Genomic DNA, 24,063 nt, shown 5'->3' with positions numbered 1-24,063 from the left:
ATCAAATTGCAATTGATATCAGTCTTTTATTAGTTCATTTTTCAAACTTTTAAAAATTCCAAGTGAATGTGCACACATACTATAATCTACTATCCCTCTTACAGGAACAACCCTACAATGGTACCAGTCAATATAGATCCCATTGTAGCCACCAGCAGAACCTTTAAGCCGACTTTAGCCAGCAAGCTTGCCTGCTTTTGATCTATAGCTTGTACCGTTCCCAAGATCATTCCGATGGATGAGAAGTTAGCGAATGAGATTAAGTAAGCCGAAACGATACCTACAGTTTTAGTGGACATGTCAGGCAGTATTTTAACGAAGTCAGTAATTGCTACAAATTCATTAGCAGCTACTTTTGTTCCCATAATAGAACCTGCATTAAGGATTTCAGAGGTTGGGATACCCATTATAAATGCTACCGGTGCAAATACGTAACCAATTAGTTCCTGGAATGTCATTCCCACTATGCCATCCAAAATAAAGTTAATCATCGCGAGTAAAGCCATATACGTCAGTAACATCGCTCCTACGATCAGAGCAGTTTTACCACCTAGTATAGTACCGTTACCAATGGCTTCAAAGAATGATTTTTCATTGTTCATTTCTTTTACATCTATCTCAAAATCTTCTTCCTTTGTAACCGGAGCAACAATGGAAGATAAAATCAGACCTGAGAAAACGTTTAATGGCAGTGCTACTAGAACATATTCAGCTGGAATCAACTGCAAATAGGCCCCTAGTGTGGAACAAGATACCGCTACTAGTGATGAACTAGCTACAATAAACAATCGGTTTGGACTAAGTTTGTGAATTTGTGACTTTACGGACAGAATTGCCGTAGTATTACCGAAGATCATGGAATTTACGGCAACAAATGATTCGATCTTTGGAAGACCAGTTATTTTGGATACAAAACCACCAATATACTTGATTGCGATTGATAGTATTCTGGTATAAGTTAAAATGGATAATAATGCAGATACAAAAATAATCATCAAAAGGACGTCAAAGAAGAAATAACCCTTTGTAGATAGATCACCCAATAAAAATGCGATTCCTTCATGACCAAATGAAAGTACTTTCGTGAATACATCTACAATCTTCTTGATAATCGTTCTGCCAATGGATGTATTCAGCAAAAACCAAGCTAATATAAGCTGGATAACTAGCATGATACCAACAGCTTTGTAATTGATATTCTTTTTATCATTTGACATGGCCCAAGCTATAGCGACTAAAACAAGTATTCCTAAAACCCCAATAACAATAGACAATTCCATTACCTCCAACTCTACTGACCACAATGCTTCAGTGAAATTTTAGCTTTGATCAATTTTAATCTCCTTATAATGAAAGCAGTGAAAAAATGCGCCCATCACAATTTGTTAAAATCTTTATTATAAATACACGATTATCATTTAATCTGTTTTATAAGCTAACTTAACGCTAAATATTAGCATCTATTATTACATATATACCAATGCATGATAACTCTTTTAGAATTAGTTCTATTATTTACATTTTTCCTAAAATACGCTTAACTAATTCATTAAAATTATTCACTTAAATCTGAAAAAACAGCAAAAAGAAAAACCTAAAACACTGTGTTTTAGGTTTGACCTTTTCCAAGCAAAAGATTCACCTCTACAAGGTTCAGTAAGCATATTAAACCACTATAAACCTTACCTAATTTCCTTTATTTGGAACAATAACTACGTTACAATATAGATGACTAAGAAAGGAATGATAATATGAAGAAGCTTGGTAAGTGCTGGTATTCGTATCCTGCACTTATATTACTTGTGCTAGTGCTTGCTGGCTGTACAAGCACCAATGTCGATTCAAAAGAAGCGTCTTTAGAAACGCCAACTGCATCTACTTCTAATCAGCAAGATGAAGAGTCTGAAGAAAAGAATCTTCCAGACAAAACGGAAGATAATTCGGGGTCAGCAACAGAGTCAGAAATAGCTGCATCAAACCACTCAGAGGAAACCCCTGCCGATTCCTCTGAAACAGAAGAACCTAATCAGTCTTCTGAAGAAACAACAACTAGTGAAGATTCAACCGATACATATGAAAACAAAGTAGATGATCCTTTGACTGGATATTCTGCAGAAGAAATCGAATACGCGCGAGTGTGGCTGCAGCTCGGCCCTAACCAGCAAATTGACGGGTTGTATGTACGGCATATTCCAGCTGGTACTCCACTCGAACCAGATTATTTTCCCGTTGTCAGCTATCCTGAAGATGTTGTTCAGCTTAGTGGTTCTCGCATAGTTGATGGATCTGTAACATATAGTTCCAATGGAGATGGCACGATTTATGTGTACAACGTTCCATTGCCAGGACGTTGGTTTGGTGGCTCACCCACTCCACCAGAAGGATTGGATGAAGACACTATGAGAGAGGATTTAGAGGACATAATTAATAATACAGAGCATGTTTACGTTAATCCCGGAAACGATGAAGCAGTCAAAAAGTTCATTGACTTAATTAACAAATAACTATCTTTACCAATGGTGGGCTGCTATTTAAAGAGTCCGCTATTATTTATTCAAGACTCTAGATATTCATAGGGAGTGATTAGGATAGAAGCTAAGAATGCAATCTTCAAAGAAGTCCAGCAACCTAGACAGCCTTTGCTTTGGTTTATAGTACTATCAATTGCTGCCTTTACGTGGTACGGATTCATTCGGCAAGTTATTCTAGGACTTCCTTTCGGTAATAAGCCTTCTTCAAATGCTGTATTAATTATAATTTGGATGATTTTTGGAATCGCTTTTCCTATTGTCATGCTTAAATGGACTAAGCTGATCCTTGAAGTGCATGAGGACGGCCTTTATATTCGCTTTACGCCTTTCCATTTTCATTATAAAAATTTTTTATATAAGGACATAGAAAGTTATAAATCAATCAACTACAGTCCATTCAAGCGTTTTGGCGGCTGGGGGTTTCGTGTGAATTTCAAAGGAGAAATGGGCTATATAATGAGCGGGAAGCAAGGGATAGAGTTGACTTTAAAATATCAAACAGTAGTGATTAGCACTTATAAACCAGACGAAATTATAAAGGAAATGGACACATTTCAAAAGAGTAACCTCTGAAAGAACTTTTTGCCTTGAATGTAGTTAATCGAACTCACTCTCTTATTTGCATATTTGGGTTAAATCTCGATTGCGCCCCTATAAAAAAGCTGCCTGGAATACCAAGCAGCTCATCTTTTCCCCTTTTTGAACTATATAGTGAACGTACCGACGGGCCAACCAAACTTCTCCGGAGCGTTACGCTGATCCGTTCATTACATCGCCCTCACAGATAAGAGAGCTCTTCCTAAACTCCACCCCGCCTCAAATAGTCGACAATCTCATTTCCTTTCACTTCACACAACAGCAAGTGAATCTCTCCAACCATTAGTATGCGTTATGGGAGATTTAACTGCCATGATACTCCGAACTTATCATCCGTCCAGCCGAATTTCCTACTGAATCCATAGTTATCTAGCGGCATACGTTCAAGTCCATCCTCATTCAGTTTCTGATAAAGATCATCCAGTTCCTTTTCTGTATCACAAGTAACATAGATGGAGAAAGAAGGTGTAAAGGAAAATTGATGTTTCACATTGCTGTCAATGCACATAAATTCCTGCCCTTTTAAGGAGAAAGAAGCCAGCATCACTGTCCCTTCATCTCCAGCTTCATTCGCTCCATATCTAGTAATACTTTTAATTTCTGAATCCTCAATGAGTGATATGTAGTAATTCATTGCTTCTTCTGCTTTGCCATCTTGGAACATTAAGAACGGTGTAACCTTTTCCATTAATAATTACCTCACTTTCATAATCTCTCATTTTGGTAGTAGCCCTATTAGAAATGTATGGTTCCGCTAATACTGGGAATTAGCATGAAATCCAGTTAAAGCACAATAATATCTTCTGCGTGACACCTTATGTTTCCTCTAATAGAGATGCGATTACTTGCCGTTGCTACGAAAATGTCTTATCTATTGAAAAAGCCGCCGGGAACCCCAGCAGCTTATCTCCAGTTATTCTCTATCCAATGCCCTCAGCGCCGGCCCCTCAACGACTTCTCCAACAGCTGTAAATCGTGATCCATGACAGGAGCAATCCCATGTATGATCCGCATTATTCCAGGAAACAGGACAGCCGTTATGCGTACAGGATGCACTCATTTCGTGCAGCTCTCCTTGTTCATCCCGATAATAAGCCATTGTCTGACCATCTTTCTCGAGGATGGCACCTTTTCCATTAGGCAAATCATCTGGTTTGACAACCGTTTCATTGCTGATGCGATTTACATCATCCTCACCGATACTGACAGCTTCCGCTTCTTCCATCTCTCGACCAACTTTATATAGATCAGCATATTCATTCTCTTTACCTTCAATCAGATCGGCCAGCAATGTAGCTGCAGCTACACCGTTGGATAAGCCCCATTTGCCGAAGCCTGTTGCGGTGTATATCTCAGGCGCATCGTCACTTACCTTACCGACGAATGGCAACTGATCTGTTGTAAGCAGATCATGGCTGGACCAATGCTGATAGAGTTCTTCTACTCCAAATTGTTCTTCAGCAAATTGATAGATTCTTTCGTATCGATCCAGCACAGAAGAACCATCACCCGTCACGTGGGACTCTCCTCCGACAAGCACATAATGATCATCGCCTTTTTTCAAGCTGCGGATTGAACGTTTTGGCGATTCTAGGCTGATGTACATGCCGTCAGGGTACGGTTTCTTGGACTTGATGGCGATTCCGTAAGAATTCTTAGGGTTCATATTAGAAGAGAAATACTGATTCTCTACTTGCACTGGAAAATGTGTTGCACTGACAACATGATTCGCTGTAATAGTGTGACCATTCTCCGTATGGACGACAGGCCGTGACTCTGTATCAAATGAGACAGCTAATGTCTGTTCGTAAATGCTGCCTCCCCGCAGCTCAATTTCCTTTAGTAAGCCTACTAAGTATTTCACTGGATGGAATTGGGCTTGCTGGCGCATGACAGCGGCTGCTTTTATTGGGATATCCAGAGGCATTGAATCCGTCAGATACCCATCAATATGAAGCTTACGGTAAGCCTCGACCTCTTTCTCGATTGTTTCCACGCCTTCATCCAGCTGTGTATAGATGTAAGCTTCTTGCTCCATGAATTCACAATCAATTCCGTGTTCAGCTGCTGTATCTTTTACATAATTGATTGCCTGCAGATTTGCTTGAAAATACTGTTTAGCAGTTTCCTCGCCATAGCGTTCGATCAAGCCGTGGTAAATGATGTCATGCTGTGCAGTGAGCTTACTTGTCGTATATCCGGTAGTACCTGAAATCAGCTCTCGCCCTTCGATAAGGACAACACTTCTGCCACGCTTGGTCAGTTCATATGCTGTCGTTATCCCGGCGATACCTTCACCAATTACTAATACATCCGTATCCAGGTCTTTTTCCAGAGCTGGATACGTCGGCAAATCCGTTGAATTACGCCAGTATGATGATGGCTTCTGTGAAAATAGCTTTTTTGTTTGCTCCATAACTGCTAACCTCCTGGATTATTCCTTTTGGTTATACAGTATCCCGGATTGCCCTTGATCAAACTTCTTCCGGCTGAAGTGAAGCGAAATTCTGTATCGCTTGCTGGAGCTTCTGACGGGATGATGTGTCTGTTAAAGCCCGTAGCATACCAGTATAATAGCTAGCCAGCTGATTGGCTGCCTTCTGCTGAAGACGTTCTTCTTCCGACTGCCAGATCTCCTTGTAATGGCTTTCCATAGCTGATGTATATACTTGCAAGATTTCAACTAACATTGGCTCCATCAGCTTAAGAAGTTCCTCTTTCAGCTTCTCTTTCTCGTTCCCTTGGAAAAAGGCTTTTGGACCGCGATACAGTTTTTGCAGACGTGTTAATTCTCCTTGTTCGAAGCGGAACTGCGTTTCAGGCGGTGCTGTTTCCAGCAGTTTTTCCTCTGCAGACACTGCCAGTGCCAACGTTTCGTTCACCGTTTGTACGTCCTTTTCCAATCCGCTCCTCCACCGCTCCATCTGTTCTCTAACGGTTCTGTCGACACGGATGGTGACTGCACGGTATTCCTGTTCCAGCTGCATTTTGATTTGGCCCGCAAATTCGTGAATCTGCCGAGCCACTTCCTCTTTCCCTGATGCTCCATTGCTTCTGATCAAAGAAGGATTAAAGCACTGTTTAAATAAATCATTTGCTTCAAGCAGCTGCCTTTCCTTTACATAATGCAATTGTTTCTCGATACGTTGTGAAATGGCTTGTTGAAAAACAGGCTGTGTATAATGGTGTGCTTTGACTAAGACCTCTTCCTGTTCATGCTTATATTGACGGATTTTCGCTAATTTTGCTTCTTCATCTAAGTCCATGGCGTTGGCATATGCTTGCAGCTGTCCATATTGCCTTTTCAATTCCCGCTTGGCACCTTGAATAATGACTTCTGTCAGCTCATTGCGGATGAACTCATTCAATTCTTCTTCCAGCTTGCCAAGCCCTGAATTGAGTTTTTGGGAAGTCCGTTTCTCTTGCAAGCCAAGTAAGCTGCTCAAAGCGAAAAGGCGTGGCTGTCTGATTTGGAAGTTTGCCAGATTGTCTGCCACATAGGAGGTGACATAACTGACTTCCTCTTCATCTTTAGCCAAATCACTTGCATTTACGATGAAGAACATATTGTCTTTCTCCAAAGCCCCTTTTACTTTACCTAGCTGCTGAAGTACTTGTTCATCAGCTTTTGAGAATGCGTGATTATAGTAAGTCACGAAAAGGATTGCATCGGCATGCTTCATGAATTGGAATGTCACATCCGTATGGCGGGCATTAACAGAGTCAGCGCCGGGAGTATCAATTAAAGTAACGCCTTGCTTAAGGAACGTATTTTCCAAATAAACCGTTATCTGTTCAATGAAGCAGCTTAACGTCTCCTTCGTCACATGGTCACTGAACTCTTTGAAGGGAATTGTTCCTTCTGTACCAAGCTTATCGTGTACCTGACTATAGCCAGTTTGGACCGCTTGGAGAAATGCTTGATGCCTCTTATCCTGTACGAGATCCGCTGGGTTTTCAGATAAGAAATCTCCCATAGCGAGCTTCTTTCCGCTCAGAACTTCAATATCAGCCTCAATGTGCTGGCGGGATTTCCATTTGACGAGCACAGTCTGGTGAGGATGTTGAATTGTCGCTTGCTTCAGCATATTGATTGATGCTGTCGTTGGATTCGGCGACACAGGCAGCAGACTTTCACCAAGCAATGCATTGGCGAATGAAGATTTACCTGCACTGAAAGCTCCAAAAAGCACTAACGTGTAATCTTGATGCACTAACTTTTCTTTTCTATTCTTGATATCTTCTATTGCTGATTGAAATCCTTCCACGCCGCTGAGAGCAGATGCCGCAGCTTCCAAGTGATGCGCCATCTCTTTTGCTGTTAGCTTTGTAGATGAATCGCGCTGTACAATCGGTTCAGCCTCCAGCTTCACAGATTGTCCATTGGGGGCGGCCTCCAATAGCTCCACTCTCTCCTTAAGCTGGTATCTATTCGCCATTGCCTGTTTCGCCTGTTCAATAGCCTCTAAATCCATATTCCGATCAGTCTGATGAATCTTACTTGCCAGTTTTTCGTAGGAATGCTGCAGCTGACTGATTTCATAATTTATTTGTTCATTTTCAGCAGCTTTTCTATTTTCTTGTTCTTCCATTTTTTCTGCCTGCTTGTAGGCATTTTGAGTCGTCTGGATGGCTGCTTCCATCACTTGCAGAGCAGCTTTTTTATAAGTTAGCTTGATATGATCCTCGACAGCAGCTGTATAGACCAATGTATAGGTACCATTCTTACTCGCTCCCGTTTGAACATGCTGCTCAAGCAAATCTGCTGGCAGCTCTACCGCAAAATCCTGCAGCAGCACTTGTACGGACTCTGTATACAGATCATGCTTCCTAGCCCAGTCGCTAAGCTTATCGCGAATCCGCCATGTCAACTGTTTCTCGATTTGCTGCTGAATAAGCTCCTCTGTCTTAGCCCGGCGCTGCTCCCGTTCTTCTGCTGTCTTCCGCTTACTGCCAAACAGACCTACTTTAAAGTCCGGAAATGTCGATTCCAAATAGACTTCGGCCACTTCGCGTACTTCAAAAGGCATCAAATTCGCGTTCTTTAATGTCTGGTGGATAGTCTCGCGCCCGTCTTCTTCTGCTGTTTTCTGTTTCTCGCGCCAATTACTTGCCGCATTCACAGCATCTTTATCCAATTGGTGACGCCTTTCCATTAATGCTGCTTCCTTTTCTGCTAATCCCTGTTTCATCTCCTGCAGATAATTAGCAATCAAACGCTGCTTTCCTCGCTCTAGTCCTGCATTATGCAGCAGCTCCCTATCTGCAAGCAGCTCTCCCATCTTTTCTTTCACCGTATTCAGCTGATTATGTTCATGATCCAGTTCTTTCAATGTCGTGTAATAAACTGCTTCAGGTGTAATGTGCCACTGTTCAAATACGTTTGTGACCCCAGTTTGGAAATCGGCCCAAGCCAGTTCTTCTTCCCGATGCTTGTCAATTTGATTGATGATCAAATAAAATGGCTGTTTTTGTTCGGATAGCTGCTGTAAAAACAGCAAGTTCACTTCTGACTGCACATGATTATAATCTGTTACATAAAACATACTGTCTACGAGATGCAGTGCCGACTCCGTCATTAATCGGTCTGCATCGTCACTCGCGTCGATTCCGGGTGTATCCATCAAAGCTACCCTTTCTGGGAGGACTGTTTGGTCATCTTGTATGTCGATTCTGCGAATATCTTTATTTCTGCAATATGTATCCAATGTTTCTTTGCGGTACGGAGAAGGAAGTTCATATTTCGTATCATCCGCTCCATAAGCGAAGACTTTCGGCTCTCCTTGCTGAATGGTCACAATATTGGCGCTCGTTGGTATCGGACTCGCTGGAAGCACTTTGTCACCAAGCAGTGCATTAATAAGGGAGCTTTTTCCTGCCGAAAAATGCCCCGTGAAACAGATGAAGGCAGTTCCTTTCTCGGCCTTCTCCACCAAATCAAGCATTTTCTTGCTATATTGTGGTTCATTTTTTGCTTCGAAATATTGATATAGTGCTGACAAACTGAACAATTCAGTTGTTTCCGCTGTTCGCCGCATAGATGATCCCTCCTCGTATGTATGCGCATTCATATTTTTTATTATAAAACAGGTAAACCGCACTTACCATTGTAAATGCGGTTTTCTTCTCATTCTCCCATATAAGGAATGCGGACATCCGTGTCCAAATCACCTGTAAACTGACTGAATGGCAAGTCTTCACCCTTGAGCCAGTTGCCGAAATCAACCTCGTTTGGCTGCTGATTTCCGATAGCAAATCCCATCTTCAATTCCTTTGGTTTGTAGACAGAGGTATGGATTGTACCTCCCCAATTGCGATACTGGTCTGAGAAAACGTCATGTTTGGGATCGTTCAGGAGACGAAAACCCTCTGATGCATCAATATTTTCTTTGTAATGCGTCTGGATAGCATCAAATCGTCGTTTACTGTCCACAAGATGATGACGGTTCTCTTTTGTCAGCACATCAAAATGGTTCGTACTATAACTCGCTTCTCTAACTGCGGTACCGCGCGGGCTGCCTTCTACCACACGACGGACTCCGGATGCATCATTTATCACATAGTTGAAGGAGTGGCGATGCGGCATTTGCGTCAGCTTTTTAGCTGCTTCTTCTGTCGTCGTACACGTCTCCAGAATGATACGCGATAGCATATTGCAAATGAAACCTTCCTCCGGAAAACGTTGATGCACAAAGTTATAGCCTATAGTCAGCCCTTTTTCATTCATGCCATCAATACGTCCGAGAATCCGCTGCGATGGACCGATTGTGGCAAAATATTCTCTGTCTGATGGCTGGTATAAAAGGAAGCGACCCTCATATGTTTTCGGGTGGTAATCATAATTACGTGCAAGAAAGTCATTACCCGTGACGATCGAACAGCCGGAGTTGATCCTCCACTCTTGCTGGAAGCCGCTGTAATCCATCAGTGTTTCCTCGATGGAAAGGCCGAGTGCATCACTGAGTCCGGTAAGCTCTTCATAAATACCAGGATGATAGCTGCGGAACATGCGGAAAGCATCGGCCGGATCAACCGTAAAACGGCGGCGGTTCCGCTCTTTTTGTTTTTGCTGGTATGCGTATAACGGTGTATTTTTCAGGCGCTCTCCTTGCATGACGCCGAAATCATAATGTGATCCACGGTAAGTGAAAACATTGGAATGTATCTGTTTCATAGGCGGACCCTTCTTTTCTGCATAGTATCCTTCTATTATCCAATACGATGCAGGAACGAGGGAAATGATATGCTTATCGCCCTTTTATTGCACAAAAACGCTAAGCTGAGAGGATATGATTCTAGGATGTTGGTGTATGTGTATCTGTAATTTTATCGCCGTCTTGGAGCGTATCAGGTATCGAAGGACTGTTTGTTTTATAACGTTCTTCTTCATTTTCAGAAAAAATATATTGCCCATCTAGTGACCCATCCATTTTTTGCTGACATTCAAGTGAAGTTGTATCCTGGTTTCCGCATCCAGCTAACAGAAGGGCAGAAGCAGTGTAACGAATGGCCCCCATAATCAGTCTTTACCATCACGGTTTGAGTAACTGGATAATGGCCTTCCCCAGCTCGATACTCCCGCCAATCCCAATACCCCGATTAGCAGCCAGACAATAGGATTCTCTTCTCGAAACAGCATGCCGGAAACCATACCAAATATTACAACAAATGACCCAATTATCTTCATTGTCACGTTTTCCTGTCTTAGTGAGTCGTTATACTTATTCTAACATTCATCCATTTTATGTAAAATAAAATGATAGCTGAAGTGAATAACGTTAGACATCATCATTTTCGTATTATTATTAGCATTTAATTCCTTAGTTTTATTTGCTTTTGGCATAGGAGAAGGAGGAATGGTATTTTCTGATTGGTTTCCGATAATCCTTTCATTTATCATCTGGGGCATTTTTTACAGAATTCAATTTATAAAACCTTCTAGAAGCTTTAGAATATGCTGGTTTATTTTCATGTCGATCACCTTGTACTTCTGGCAAACCGGATTGGGAGCGATGATTGGCAGAAGTTTATTTTAGTTATGACAATCCACACAAAAAAGAAGCAGCTGTCCGCTGCTTCAATCTTCTTCACTATCATATGTGATGGTTACAATTTCTCCAGACTGAGCATTGATGACAACTTCCGCTTCATCGTCAGCTGTTTTGAGATCAAGCTCATAAACCGGCAGTCCGTCCTCTTCATCAAACTCCGCATCAGTCACGCTGCCGCCTACTTCGTCTGTCGCGATTTTTATTGCTTCGTCCATAGTGATTTTCACTTCAGCCTGTGATGCCTGCTTTTGTGATGGAGCTGTCGGCTCTTTATCTGATTGCTGCTGATCGTCAGTAGATTGATCGTTTTCACCCTGTTGCTGATCATCACCAGCTGCCTGACTCTGATCTGTATTGTCCGTACTTGGTAAAGTTTTCTGTATGCTGCTCTCTTTCAAACTGATTACTTCACCAGTATTGCCATTCAGTGTCAAATCATAGAGCTTTTCTCCATTTTCCAAATCGATATCATACCTTGGCTCGCTTCCGCTGCGATCCAATTCGATTTCGGTTACGGTTGCATTATATTGTTTCTCCGCTTGCTGACGTGCTTGATCGACTGTCATCTCCGGTTCTCCAGCTGATGCCTGCATTTGATATATACCAAAGATTGCAACTAAAAGCACGACAACTGCAGCAGGTATAATCCACTTTTTCTTCACTTCTATCGCCTCCAGCTATGATCTATAGCCAGTATATAGCTTCCCCATTAAAAGAATGGTGAGTACTTTATTAGAATTTGATGAGAGATTACACTGGCAGACGTACTGTGAACGTAGAGCCTTCACCCAAGACGCTAGTTACTTCGATCTTCCCGTCATGCAGTTCTACGAGCTGTTTAGCAATGGCCAAACCAAGACCGCTGCCACCTTTTTCACGGGTGCGTGCTTTATCCACTCGGTAGAATCGATCGAATATACGCCGCTGATCTTTCTCATCGAGCCCTTCTCCGTAGTCGGTGACACGCAGGATGGCTTCCTTGTGATCCGCTTTGATAGCTATCTCGATATGCTCGTCACTGTATTTGATGCTATTGCTTAACAATATATAGACAACCTGCTTCAGCATATTGCTATCTGCCGAGACCATTACATCGGTCTCTGAGCGGACAATGATTTCTCTTTGATAAGCTGTTTGCATAGCTGCCGCACAGGTTTCTGCTATACTGCCAAGCTCGACCGGTTCTTTTTGGAGCAATTCTGGATCATCTTTTGCTAAGATAAGCAGCTGGTCGACTAAAGCCTGCATCCGTTCTGTCTCACCATGAATTGCTTGTACTGCTTCCTGCTGGACAGCAGGGTCGTCGGCACCCCAGCGATCCAGCAGCTTACTATAGCTTTTAATGATGCTGATCGGAGTCTTCAATTCATGTGAAGCATCAGATACGAATTGCTGCTGCTTTGTAAAGTTTTCTTCGAGCTGGTCAACCATTTCATTAAAGGTCTCACTCAAAGCGTGCAATTCATCATGGCTTCTGTTTTCAGTTTCCATACGCTTCCATTTTCCGCTCTTGCGGATGGCCTGCATAGTCGATGTCAAAGCCAGGATTGGCCGTAGCAAGAAGCTGCCCAGCAGCCTGCCTCCGAGTATGGATGGAATCAAAATGATCAATCCAGCTATCGTAAGACAATATTTAAGCACCTGCAGCGTCTGCTGGAGACTGACCAACTCCTCAGCAACTTGCATAGTATAAATGCCATTATCCCGGATAACAGGAATCGACACCTCTGCATACCAGCTGCCATTATGATAATACGTTTGATCCTTTTCCTGTGATGTGTACGTAAAAGGAAGCTCACGATACTTTTCCGCTCTCGTTATCACACCCTCACTTTGTCCATCGGTACCGATGAAACGTACCATCCCTTCTGCTGGCAAATCTGCTTGAAACAAACTGGTACGTGATGTATCTTTCCAGTCGACAGTGGCAGCAGTCTCTGCCAAGGCACGCCCTTGTTCATGCAATCGATCAACACTATTATGCAAACTGACTTGCCGGAACAGGAAGTAGATGGACATATTTACAATCAGCAACAGGATCACCAGTGTAACAATTATGTATAATTGGATCCTTGTCCGCAGCTTCACTTCTCTTCATCCTTGATCGTATATCCGACACCTCGTACTGTCTTAATCAGCTTGCGTTTCTCACCTGTATCAATTTTTTTCCGCAAATACCGGATATACACATCGACCACATTTGTGTCACCGGCATATTGGAAGCCCCAGACTCTTTCAAGGAGCTGATCGCGTGTCAGCACCTGTTTTTCATGCTTCATGAGGAACAATAATAAATCATATTCCCGCGGTGTCAGCTCAACTTCATTTTTACCGCGGATGACGGTTCTTGTCTTTTCATCAAGCGTTAAATCCCCAACCTGCAGCACCGGATCTTGTACTGTTGCGGCTGTCACAGTATGGCGAAGATGGGCGCGTATCCGAGCCAATAATTCTTCGATTTCAAATGGCTTCGTCATATAGTCTGTTGCACCTAGATCAAAACCGCTTACCTTATCAGGCACGGCATCCCTTGCTGTCAGCAGCATGACAGGAACTTGCGCATCCTGCTTACGGATGCGGCGAAGCAATTCCATCCCGCTCAATGACGGCAGCATCACATCAAGCAGGATGAATTGATAGGAATTGGCATAAAATGCTTCTAATGCATCCAAACCGTCGTATTTTACATCAACAGCAAAGCCCTCATGCTCCAGCTCAAGCTGCAGCAGCCTTGCCATATTCTTTTCATCTTCCACTACAAGGATTGTCGTCTGCTCCATAGGCCCTGCTTCCTTTCCTTATGTTGCTTTGATTTCTCGGTAACTGCCACCAAAGTACAGAATAGGATCACCATCACGCAGCACCAAGTCTTCCACTTCTCCGATCAGGATAACATGATCACCAGCGATCACTTTATCCACGACTTTACACGCTAAATTGACAAGAGCACCATCAACAACTGGAACCTCCTTCAGCTTTGTGATCGGCACAGGATTCTCCTGCTCTTTCTGCTTGGCAAATACCATGCTGACATCCTTTTGTTCCTCTTTCAGGACACTAACTCCAAATGTAGGATTTGTTTGCAAAATATCATATAAGGACGCTTTTTTATCGATTGATACGGCAATAAGCTTTGGTTCCAGTGATACGGACATAAAGGCGTTCACAGTCATCCCTTTTATCTCCCCAGCAACCTCAGTCGTAACAATTGTAATACCAGTTGCGAATTTCCCCATTGCATCTCTAAACGTTCGATTATCCATTCTGCTCCCCCGTTCATTTTGCTATACGTAAAACTATACCATGTAAATTGCGTCGGCTGTCAATTATTCTATCCTTACAAAGACTGTCATGTGCAGTTAAAAAAGAAAAAAGAGAGGCTATCAGCCTCTCTAGTTTACATAATATTATTATCGTTCACTTAAGCTTTGTCTTGCGGAAACGCAATATCGTATACTGCTTCCGGATATGTGGCGATAACCTCTCCATGCTTGTCAGCATCTAAAACATAAGATCCATTGCTATAACGGTCATTTGCATTCAAATTCATTGGCTCAAGAACGTGATCCTGCTTATCCTTCGTTTCCATATGAATTGTGGCGTTCTGCTCCAATACATAAAAACCTACAATTCGATGCGGGTTCTTTTTCAGCTCACGGAGCATCACAACACCGCGTTTTGCTCGGCCGGATGGTTCGAATTCCTTCAGTTTCATCCGTTTTGCCGAGCCTCTATGCGTGATGACAACAACACTTGGCGAATGCTTCAGTTCGAATGCCTGGGCACCGACAATATACTCGCCTTCTTTCAGCTGCATGCCTTTCACGCCTGCTGCACGTATTCCGATCGGGCTTACTTCTTCTTCGGTAAACCATAAACCATATCCTGAATTTGTGGCCATGAACAGCTGCTTGCTTCCATCAGTCAGAGACACGTGACAAACTTCGTCACCAGCTTTCAAATTGATGGCAGTCAGCGATTTATTAGCTCGTGTCGCTTCATAAAGCTGGAGCTCACTTCGTTTGACTGAACCGTTTTTTGTGAAGAAAACAAGATAGCCGCCTTGCTTGAAATCACGCACTGGAATGCTGGCAATCACTTTTTCATCCTTATCCATGCTCACGATATTAGCTAGATGCTGCCCTTGATCCTTCCAGCGGATATCCGGCAGCTCATGCACCGGCATGAAACTGAACTTCCCTTTATTTGTGAAGACGAGCAGTTTATCAGTAGTATTGATTTCCTGCATGCCGATCAGATGATCTTCTTCCTTGATCGCCAAATCCTCACCGTTGGACGCCTGATAGGAGCGAAGGCTTGTCCGTTTGATATAGCCATCATGTGTAACAGTGACCAGAACGTCCTCTGATGCAACCATTACCTCCAAATTAATCTTCAATTCTTCGATTTCATCCTCAATTTGTGAGCGTCGATCGGTAAGATAGGTTTTTTTGATTGTCCGAAGATCCTGTTTGATCACTTTGAGCAATGTCTTTTCGTTCTTTAAAATATCTTCGAGCTTTTGGATCTGTTCATCCAACTCCTGTGCTTCTCGCTGCAGAGCTGTTATGTCCGTGTTCGTCAAGCGATATAACTGTAAGTTCACAATCGCTTCTGCTTGTGCCTCTGTAAAGCCGTAAGCTTCCTCGATCTGCTGCTTTGCATCAGCTTTATCCTTGGATGCACGAATGGTAGCAATCAATTCGTCAAGAATGGAAATAGCCTTTATCAATCCTTCAACGATATGCTTCCGGTCTTTCGCTTTTTGCAGTGTATAAGCAGATTGTCGCGTGACAACTTCTCTCTGGTGGCCGATATAAGCATCAAGCAAACTCGCTAAACCTAACAGCTGCGGCGTTCTATCCTTGATTGCCACCATATTGAAGTTATAAGAAATCTGCAAATCGGTATTTTTATATAGATAATGCAAGATACCTTGGGCATCTGCTTCTTTTTTGAGTTCGACTACAATTCGCATGCCGGTACGGTCTGTTTCGTCACGCACCTCTGCGACACCCTCGACTTTACGGTCCAGACGCAGTTCGTCCATTCGTTTGACGAGATTCGCTTTATTCACCTCATAAGGAATTTCATCGATGACAATCTGCTGTTTGCCGCCTTTGAGATCCTCAATGCTCGTTCTTCCGCGCACGATGATCTTGCCTTTACCTGTTTCGTACGCTTTCTTGATTCCGTCTACTCCTTGGATGATACCGCCTGTCGGGAAATCCGGACCTTTCATGACAGTCATCAATTCTTCAACCGTTGCATTCGGTTTATCCATGCGCATAATAACAGCATCGATTACCTCGCCAAGGTGATGCGGCGGTATTTCTGTCGCATATCCAGCAGAGATCCCAGTCGATCCATTGACGAGCAGGTTAGGAAATTTAGCCGGAAGAACAGTTGGTTCCGCGTTCGTATCGTCAAAGTTCGGAACAAAATCCACGGTATTTTTATCAATGTCCCGCAGCAGTTCAGAGGCGATGCTTGATAGCCTAGTTTCTGTATAACGCATCGCAGCTGGCGGATCGCCATCTACACTACCGTTATTCCCATGCATCTCAATTAGTACATTACGGACTTTCCAAGTTTGACTGAGTCGAACCATTGCTTCATAAACCGAAGTGTCTCCGTGTGGATGGAAGTTACCGATTACCGCACCGACGGTCTTGGCAGCCTTCCGAAATGGTTTATCATGCGTATTCCGCTCATCGAACATTGCGTATAAAATCCGGCGCTGTACCGGCTTCAGTCCATCTCTGGCATCCGGCAGCGCGCGGTCTTGAATGATATATTTACTGTATCTGCCGAATCGGTCTCCGATGACTTCCTCCAATGGCAGATCCAAATAGTTTTCCAAAAGAAATCCCCCTTAGTTGTGCAACTTGTCGTTTTCGAGGATATTCCCGTCTTCTTCCATACCGAAAGCGACATTACTCTCGATCCATTTACGACGTGGTTCAACTTTATCGCCCATTAGCGTCGTGATACGACGTTCAGCTCGAGCAAAGTCCTCGATCGTTACTCGGATGAGTGTGCGAGTGGCAGGATCCATCGTTGTTTCCCAAAGCTGGTCGGCATTCATTTCGCCGAGACCTTTGTAACGCTGGATCGTATAGCCATTTTTCAATTCCTGGACGATTTCACGCATCTCTTCATCGCTCCAGGCATAGCGGATCACTTCTTTTTTACCTTTACCTTTAGAAATCTTATACAAAGGCGGAAGGGCAATGAATACCTTGCCGGCTTCGATCAATTCCTTCATGTAACGGTAGAAGAAAGTAAGCAGCAGGATTTGGATATGTGCACCGTCTGTATCAGCATCGGTCATGATGACAACTTTGTCATACTGCACATCCTCTAAATCGAATTCAGCTCCGACACCAGCACCAATTGTGTGAATGATCGTTGAAATTTCTTCATTCTTCATAACATCCTGCAGCTTGGCTTTTTCTGTGTTTATGACTTTACCTCGCAGAGGCAGGACAGCTTGGAACTTACGGTCTCGTCCCTGCTTGGCAGAACCGCCGGCAGAGTCTCCCTCTACCAGATACAGTTCATTTTTCTGCGGATTACGCGATTGAGCTGGTGTCAGCTTTCCGCTTAACAGCGTATCTTTTCGTTTCTTCTTCTTCCCGCTGCGGGCATCTTCGCGAGCCTTACGAGCAGCTTCCCGCGCTTCCTTTGCACGTATCGCTTTTTTCACCAGCATACCGGCAATGTCGGGATTTTCGGAAAGGAAGTAAGAAAGCTTCTCTGATACAAGAGCATCAACAGCAGAGCGAGCCTCGGATGTACCGAGCTTACTTTTCGTCTGTCCCTCGAATTGAAGCAGTGCTTCTGGTATCCGGACACTGACAATAGCTGTCAAACCTTCCCGGATATCAGTTCCTTCCAAGTTCTTATCTTTTTCTTTTAAAAGATTATTCCGGCGTGCGTATTCATTGAATACACGAGTCATACCGGATTTTGCTCCGGCCTCATGGGTACCGCCGTCCTTTGTCCGGACGTTATTGACAAAGCTGAGCATTGTCTCGGTATACCCATCATTGAATTGGAATGCGAAGAAGATTTCGATATCCTGCTGCTCGCCTTCGAAAGCAAGCACAGGATGAAGCGTGTCTTTCTCCTCGTTCAAATAATCAACGAAGGACTGCAGTCCATCAGGATACAAATATGTTTCTTCCTTATCGCTGCGCTTATCCTCAATATGGAACGCCACTCCCTTAAGCAAGAAAGCCGCTTCTCGCAAACGTTCAGCAAGCGTGTCAAAGTTGTAGCTAGTTGTAGAAAACATGGACGGATCCGGCTTGAAATGGATGCTGGTTCCTGTTTTCTTTGTTTTACCTTGTTTCACGAGCGAAGTGGCAGGTTTTCCTCCATGCTCAAACCGTTGAGAGTAGATATTGCCATCCCGGTGGATCGTTACTTCGAGCCACTCGGAAAGAGCGTTAACGACAGATGCACCAACACCGTGCAATCCTCCGCTTGTCGAATATCCGCCCTGACCGAATTTCCCTCCGGCATGAAGTACTGTGAATATGACCTCAGGAGTAGGTCTTCCTGTAGCATGCATGCCGGTAGGCATCCCGCGGCCAAAGTCTTCAACAGAAATACTGTTGTCTTCATGAATGGTCACATTAATCTTGTCACCATGCCCTGCAAGTGCCTCATCCACACTATTATCGACAATTTCATAAACTAAATGATGTAATCCCCGACTGTCAGTACTACCGATATACATGCCGGGACGCTTTCTGACCGCTTCAAGTCCTTCAAGCACTTGAATAGAGTCATCTGAGTAATGCGATGCTTGTTTTGCCAATGCCACATCGGCTCCCTTCTTCGAACAAAAAACTGTTTCCAAGTCATTTTTCCAGTATTATCGCTGGAAAAAGACAGTACGTTATGTTTATCATAACGCAAACATATGTTTGTGTAAACTAGCTCCCATGCCTAGCAGAGTCCAGTGTATGCCTAATTAAAAGTAGCAGAATAATGCCAGTCAATCAATCCACTTTTTGGGATTTCACGTAATTCCTCGTCTGCTAGAGGCGATTTTCGCTTCATTTTCAGCCATTTTGCATGATTTCTTGCAAAACTTACGAAAAATAGCTCTTCGTTTTATTTTCGGTATGATTTTGATAAATAATGGCGGTAAGCTAAGAGAAATATCATTATCTGTACGCTGCTTTATCTTAACTTCCTATATATGTATACCTGCCAGGAGGCAGGCAGAATATCATGTTCCGCAAAAAGTCTGAAATGGCTCTTCAGGTTCTGGAGGATCTTCCATATATTTTGGATCGATTGGTGCATCGCTGTAAGGATCGGAGACGATATCACAAAGACGATTGAACAGCGTATAATCGCCGCTTCCTGCAGCTTCCAATGCTTCCTCCACCAAGTGATTGCGTGGAATCACACTCGGATTAGACTGTCGCATTTTCTCACGGGCAGCTTCGATTCCTTCCGAAGCCAGGCGAGCCTCCCAGCGTTCATTCCACGATTGGAAGCCTTCTGCTTGTTCCAATGAAGCTGTGTCCCCGGTTGTTAATGCGCGAAATGTATTCGTGTAATCCACTTCCGCTTGCTCCATTACTTTTAGCAAATCCTCCACTAAAGCTTCATCGCCATCTTTCACATCCTCTATACCAATCTTCTGATACATAATGTCAAGCCAGGACTTTCTGTACATACGCGGATACTCACGCAAAATATCTTCGGCTTTCTTCACAGCTTTCTCTGGAACTTCATCAAAAAGAGGAAGCAGTGCTTCTGCAAAACGAGCTAAATTCCACGCAGCAATTGGCGGCTGATTGGCGTATGCATAACGCCCTTGAAGGTCAATGGAGCTATATACAGTCATTGGTTCATACGTATCGAGGAAGGCACACGGCCCATAATCAATCGTTTCCCCGCTGATCGTCATATTGTCTGTATTCATCACACCGTGGATGAAACCGACACTTACCCATTTAGCAAGCAGTGCAGCCTGGCGCTCCACTACCGCTTGGAAAAATCGCACATACTTATCAGGCTGATCTGCAAGCTCTGGATAATGACGCTGTATGCTGTAATCAGCCAAAGCCTTCAGCTCAAGCTCTGAACAAAATCTTCTCGCATATTCGAACGTCCCCACACGAATATGGCTTGCTGCGATCCTGGTGAGTATTGCACCAGGCAACTCGGTTTCCCGGTATATAGGTTCACCTGTAGCAACGACAGCCAAGCTTCGTGTTGTCGGGATACCAAGCCCATGCATCGCTTCACTGATCACATACTCCCGAAGCATCGGTCCGAGTGCTGCACGACCGTCACCGCCTCTGGAATAAGGCGTGCGTCCTGCACCCTTCAGCTGGATATCCACTTTCTTGCCCTTCTGGTCCTGCCATTCACCTAGAAGGAAAGCCCGTCCATCACCAAGCATAGTAAAATTGCCGAATTGGTGACCAGCATATGCTTGCGCAATCGGAATTGCTCCCTGCGGAAAAGCATTACCTGCCAAGGCTTCTAGAACACCTTCCTGTTCGATTCCAAGATGTGCTGCTAGCTTCTCGTTCCATTTCACCATCTGCGGATCACTGACCGGATTCGGTTCCATCCGTGTGTAGAAAGCTTCAGGCAGTGCCGCATACGAACTATCCAATTTACCATCTAAACCCACGTTGATTCCTCCTTTTTAAATCTGCATTCGTTCTAGTATACGCTAATGATACAAGAACCCCATCTGCTGGGAGCAGATGGGGTAAAGTCAATTGCGGGTAGGCCCGACAAGCACACTATGGGCGACTTTGATACATAGATCCATCAAGACCGTAAAGCCTTCTTGTTCTAAATAAGAGGCCGCTCCTTCATCATAAACACCTTGTTGAGTCCAGAAGATACGAGCATTGGTCTTGCTTGCTTCCCTAGCCAAACCAGGCAGAAATTCCGAACGGCGAAAGACATTGATAATATCAATCTCACCAGGTACATCAGCTAAGCTTGGATAGGCTTTCTCGCCAAGAACTTCGGTTACATGCGGATTGACTGGGATAATTTTATATCCAGCCTGCTGCATCGCCCGAGACACGCCATAGGAGGTGCGGGCCGGGGAATCAGACAGCCCCACTACCGCAATCGTTTTTGCATTTACTAATATGTCACGAATCTGTTCATTCTCTGGATTCTGAAACGTCATTATTCATGCCCCTTTCTTTAGAGTAGACCTTCCTGCTCAAGGAATTTTCTTGCAACATCCTCTGGCTGCTTCCCTTCGAAATCGACTTGATAATTCATCTCTGTCATTTGCTCATCTGTTATCTTACCCGCAAGCTGTCCCAATATGTCAGCAAGCTCCGGGTATTCATCCAGCGTCTCCTGACGCATCAGCGGCGCTCCTTGATATGGCGGGAACAGATTTTCAGGGTCGTCCAGGGTGACAAGGTCCAAATCTCTTATATAACTGTCTGTCGAATAAGCGTCGATAATATCTACATCATCCACTTCAATCGCCTGTTGACGTATACCGGGATCCAATGTACTCAGCTTACCAAACTCGACACCATAAAGGTCCTGAATGCCTAAATAGCCATCTTCCCGGTCGCTGAATTCCAATGTGAAACCGGCCGTCATCTCACCATCCATTTTTCGAAGGTCTGCAATCGTCTGCAGGTCGTTCTCCTCTGCGTAAGATCGTTTTACTGCAAGTGTATACGTATTATTGTACGCCATAGGTTCCAAGTATGCCATGTCGAACTTCTCAAGCATAGCTTCCTTCGCCTGCTCGTACACTTCTTGACCGTCGTTACTTTCTGCTTGTTCACCTGCTAATGTTACTAGTGCAGTACCGCTGAATTCCGGATAAATATCAATACTGCCGCTTTTCAATGCTTCAAACAGGAAATCTGTTTTACCTAGATTCGGCTCCAATTCCACCTGTAGATCAGACTGATCCTCGATAAGCAGCTTATACATATTGATCAAAATGGTAGGCTCTGCATTGAGTTTCCCGCCAATCACTAGATCTGGCTGATTATCTTTTGCAACCATAAACGGTGTAATGACTCCGATTATAGCTACAAGAAGCAAGACTGCCAGTGATTTGAAGCCAAATTTCCGACTCGTGCGCTCGAAAATACGAATAACCAAGTCCAGCAGTATAGCAAGCAAAGCTGCCGGTATTGCACCAAGTAGGATTAGGTTTACATCGCCGCCACGGTCAATTCCTAACAAGATCAGTTCCCCGAGTCCGCCAGCACCGATTAAAGCAGCGATAGTAGTAGTCCCGACAATCATGACCATTGCTGTCCTTATACCGGCCATGATGATTGGCATCGCAAGCGGCAGCTCTACCTTGCGAAGACGACGGAAACTGTTCATTCCCATACCAGTAGCTGCTTCTTTCAAAGCAGGATCGACTTCTGCTATACCGGTATATGTATTACGGAGTATAGGAAGAAGGGCATAAATGATAAGTGCTACAACGGCGGGTTTCGTCCCGATACCTATCAGTGGAATCAAGAATGCCAATATAGCGAGACTAGGAATCGTCTGCAGTACTGCTGCTACTGCTATAATCGGTTCGGCCAGTTTTTTGGAGCGACTCAGCAGAAGACCAAGCGGTACTGCTATTGCAATACTGATAAGCAAAGCGATGATCGATATTTGCAGATGTTCTCCTAAAGCTGCCCATAAGGAATGACTTCGCTGCTCGAATACGTGCAAGAATGCGTTCATTGCGTGACCACCCCATTCTTGACTTCCGTCTTACTCGCTAGGAACGTCAATAGCTCCTGCTGCGTAAGTGTACCGATCAGTTCGTTGTTTTTAGTGATAGGCAGGATGCTAGTACCAGTATTTTCAAATACTTTTACTGCCTCCAATACATTCAAGTCATTCGGGATTTCCATGACGTTTTGCTGTGTGCCATGCTCCACCGCACACAGTACTTGTCCATCGTCACTTGATAGAATATAGGCTTGACCATGATCATAATCGCCTTCTTCGTATGCTGTTTGAGTCAGAATTCTCGAGGCAGTTTGGGAGGCTACTATATCCACCGCAGTCTGCCATGGTGATTTCTTATCTCCTATAAAGCTGCGAACGAAGGAATTACGCGGCTCAAGTATCAATTTCTGCGGCGTATCCACCTGGATGATTTCCCCGGTATTCATAAGACAGATCCGATCACCTAACGCCGTAGCCTCATCGATATCATGCGTCACGAAAACTATCGTCTTCTTAATCTGCTGCTGTAATTTCCTGATATCTTTTTGCAGCCCTTCTCTGCTTATCGGATCCAATGCACTGAAAGGCTCATCCATCAGCAAAATCTGCGGATCAGCTGCGAGAGCACGAATCACACCGACGCGCTGCTGTTGGCCGCCGGATAATTCGGACGGCTTCTTTTTCAGATAAATGGAAGGCTCCATGCCAACCATCTGCATCAATTCTTTTGCGCGGTTCTGAATATCTTTCTTCTTCCACTTTTTCATCTCCGGAACCACAGCAATGTTCTCCTCTACCGTCATATGCGGAAAAAGCGCTATTTGCTGCAATACATAGCCGATATTCCATCGTAGTTCGTGTATGTTGTATTCTTTTAATTGTTTTCCATTTATGTATATCTCTCCTGAGGTTGGTTCGACAAGCCGGTTAATCATTTTCATCGTCGTCGTCTTGCCGCAGCCGCTTGGACCGATGAGTGTAAGAAGTTCCCCCTCCTTTATTTCCAGATTGAAGTTTTTGATAGCCTCCGTTCCGTCTGGATACGTCTTATGTACACCTTTGAATTCAATCATGCCTTCACCTCGTATTATGTACTAAGTGTTTCATTACCCTTGCAACTAGGGAATTAATCCTATACTATGTAAAAAGTTATGCCCTTCCATGATACT

The 24,063-nt window shown here is 43.9% G+C and carries 19 protein-coding genes; 2 read left to right on the top strand and 17 right to left on the bottom strand.

The window, feature by feature from the left end:
* Positions 1 to 98 precede the first annotated feature (98 nt).
* A complete protein-coding gene (locus tag ABXS78_RS08535; RefSeq protein ID WP_366249694.1) occupies positions 99 to 1,274 on the bottom strand; it encodes a nucleoside transporter C-terminal domain-containing protein in 1,176 nt (391 codons plus the stop codon).
* A gap of 477 nt (positions 1,275 to 1,751) precedes the next feature.
* Between ABXS78_RS08535 and ABXS78_RS08530 the strand changes: the two genes are divergently transcribed.
* On the top strand, positions 1,752 to 2,504 hold the full coding sequence (locus ABXS78_RS08530) for a hypothetical protein (RefSeq protein ID WP_366249693.1): 753 nt from the start codon (positions 1,752 to 1,754) through the stop codon (positions 2,502 to 2,504).
* Between the two features lie 84 nt (positions 2,505 to 2,588).
* Positions 2,589 to 3,104 (top strand): DUF6141 family protein, encoded by a 516-nt coding sequence (locus ABXS78_RS08525; RefSeq protein ID WP_366249903.1) that lies wholly within the window; start codon positions 2,589 to 2,591, stop codon positions 3,102 to 3,104.
* Between the two features lie 316 nt (positions 3,105 to 3,420).
* On the opposite strand, the gene ABXS78_RS08520 is transcribed toward ABXS78_RS08525, so the two are convergent.
* From ABXS78_RS08520 to ABXS78_RS08445, 16 genes are all read right to left on the bottom strand, one after another.
* On the bottom strand, positions 3,421 to 3,816 hold the full coding sequence (locus tag ABXS78_RS08520) for a VOC family protein (RefSeq protein WP_366249692.1): 396 nt from the start codon (positions 3,814 to 3,816) through the stop codon (positions 3,421 to 3,423).
* A gap of 225 nt (positions 3,817 to 4,041) precedes the next feature.
* Positions 4,042 to 5,544, bottom strand: a complete 1,503-nt coding sequence (locus ABXS78_RS08515; RefSeq protein ID WP_366249691.1) for an FAD-dependent oxidoreductase — start codon at positions 5,542 to 5,544, stop codon at positions 4,042 to 4,044.
* 58 nt (positions 5,545 to 5,602) lie between these two features.
* A complete protein-coding gene (locus ABXS78_RS08510; RefSeq protein ID WP_366249690.1) occupies positions 5,603 to 9,166 on the bottom strand; it encodes a dynamin family protein in 3,564 nt (1,187 codons plus the stop codon).
* A gap of 89 nt (positions 9,167 to 9,255) precedes the next feature.
* Entirely contained in the window at positions 9,256 to 10,302 is a 1,047-nt protein-coding gene (locus ABXS78_RS08505) for a C45 family peptidase (RefSeq protein ID WP_366249689.1), read from the bottom strand.
* 121 nt (positions 10,303 to 10,423) lie between these two features.
* The gene (locus ABXS78_RS08500; protein WP_366249688.1) at positions 10,424 to 10,645 is read right to left on the bottom strand and encodes a hypothetical protein; all 222 of its coding nucleotides are present in this window, start codon (positions 10,643 to 10,645) and stop codon (positions 10,424 to 10,426) included.
* Positions 10,646 to 10,647: 2 nt separating this feature from the next.
* Complete coding sequence (locus ABXS78_RS08495; RefSeq protein WP_366249687.1) at positions 10,648 to 10,815, bottom strand: hypothetical protein; 168 nt, start codon at positions 10,813 to 10,815, stop codon at positions 10,648 to 10,650.
* Positions 10,816 to 11,205: 390 nt separating this feature from the next.
* Positions 11,206 to 11,841: a PepSY domain-containing protein gene (locus tag ABXS78_RS08490; protein WP_366249686.1), complete on the bottom strand. Its 636-nt coding sequence runs from the start codon at positions 11,839 to 11,841 to the stop codon at positions 11,206 to 11,208.
* A gap of 88 nt (positions 11,842 to 11,929) precedes the next feature.
* Positions 11,930 to 13,267: an ATP-binding protein gene (locus ABXS78_RS08485; protein WP_366249685.1), complete on the bottom strand. Its 1,338-nt coding sequence runs from the start codon at positions 13,265 to 13,267 to the stop codon at positions 11,930 to 11,932.
* Positions 13,264 to 13,959, bottom strand: a complete 696-nt coding sequence (locus ABXS78_RS08480; RefSeq protein ID WP_366249684.1) for a response regulator transcription factor — start codon at positions 13,957 to 13,959, stop codon at positions 13,264 to 13,266. Before ABXS78_RS08480 ends, ABXS78_RS08485 begins: the two co-directional genes overlap by 4 nt.
* A gap of 18 nt (positions 13,960 to 13,977) precedes the next feature.
* The gene (locus ABXS78_RS08475) at positions 13,978 to 14,442 is read right to left on the bottom strand and encodes a flavin reductase family protein (RefSeq protein WP_366249683.1); all 465 of its coding nucleotides are present in this window, start codon (positions 14,440 to 14,442) and stop codon (positions 13,978 to 13,980) included.
* 158 nt (positions 14,443 to 14,600) lie between these two features.
* On the bottom strand, positions 14,601 to 17,042 hold the full coding sequence (gene parC / locus ABXS78_RS08470) for a DNA topoisomerase IV subunit A (protein WP_366249682.1): 2,442 nt from the start codon (positions 17,040 to 17,042) through the stop codon (positions 14,601 to 14,603).
* A 12-nt stretch (positions 17,043 to 17,054) separates the two neighbouring features.
* Positions 17,055 to 19,007, bottom strand: coding sequence for a DNA topoisomerase IV subunit B (parE, locus tag ABXS78_RS08465; protein ID WP_366249902.1), 1,953 nt, complete (start codon positions 19,005 to 19,007; stop codon positions 17,055 to 17,057).
* 417 nt (positions 19,008 to 19,424) lie between these two features.
* Positions 19,425 to 20,849, bottom strand: coding sequence for a protein adenylyltransferase SelO (locus tag ABXS78_RS08460; protein WP_366249681.1), 1,425 nt, complete (start codon positions 20,847 to 20,849; stop codon positions 19,425 to 19,427).
* 87 nt (positions 20,850 to 20,936) lie between these two features.
* Positions 20,937 to 21,365: a CoA-binding protein gene (locus tag ABXS78_RS08455; RefSeq protein ID WP_366249680.1), complete on the bottom strand. Its 429-nt coding sequence runs from the start codon at positions 21,363 to 21,365 to the stop codon at positions 20,937 to 20,939.
* A 17-nt stretch (positions 21,366 to 21,382) separates the two neighbouring features.
* Positions 21,383 to 22,903, bottom strand: a complete 1,521-nt coding sequence (locus ABXS78_RS08450) for an ABC transporter permease/substrate-binding protein (RefSeq protein ID WP_366249679.1) — start codon at positions 22,901 to 22,903, stop codon at positions 21,383 to 21,385.
* On the bottom strand, positions 22,900 to 23,967 hold the full coding sequence (locus ABXS78_RS08445) for an ABC transporter ATP-binding protein (protein ID WP_366249678.1): 1,068 nt from the start codon (positions 23,965 to 23,967) through the stop codon (positions 22,900 to 22,902). The genes ABXS78_RS08450 and ABXS78_RS08445 overlap by 4 nt, the downstream gene beginning before the upstream one ends.
* Between the last annotated feature and the right edge of the window lie 96 nt (positions 23,968 to 24,063).

The sequence above is a fragment of the Terribacillus aidingensis genome, assembly GCF_040703035.1.
Classification (GTDB): Bacteria; Bacillota; Bacilli; order Bacillales; family Amphibacillaceae; genus Terribacillus.
The sequence above is the reverse complement of the archived record's forward strand: the minus strand, read 5'-3'. Positions and strand labels throughout refer to the sequence as shown.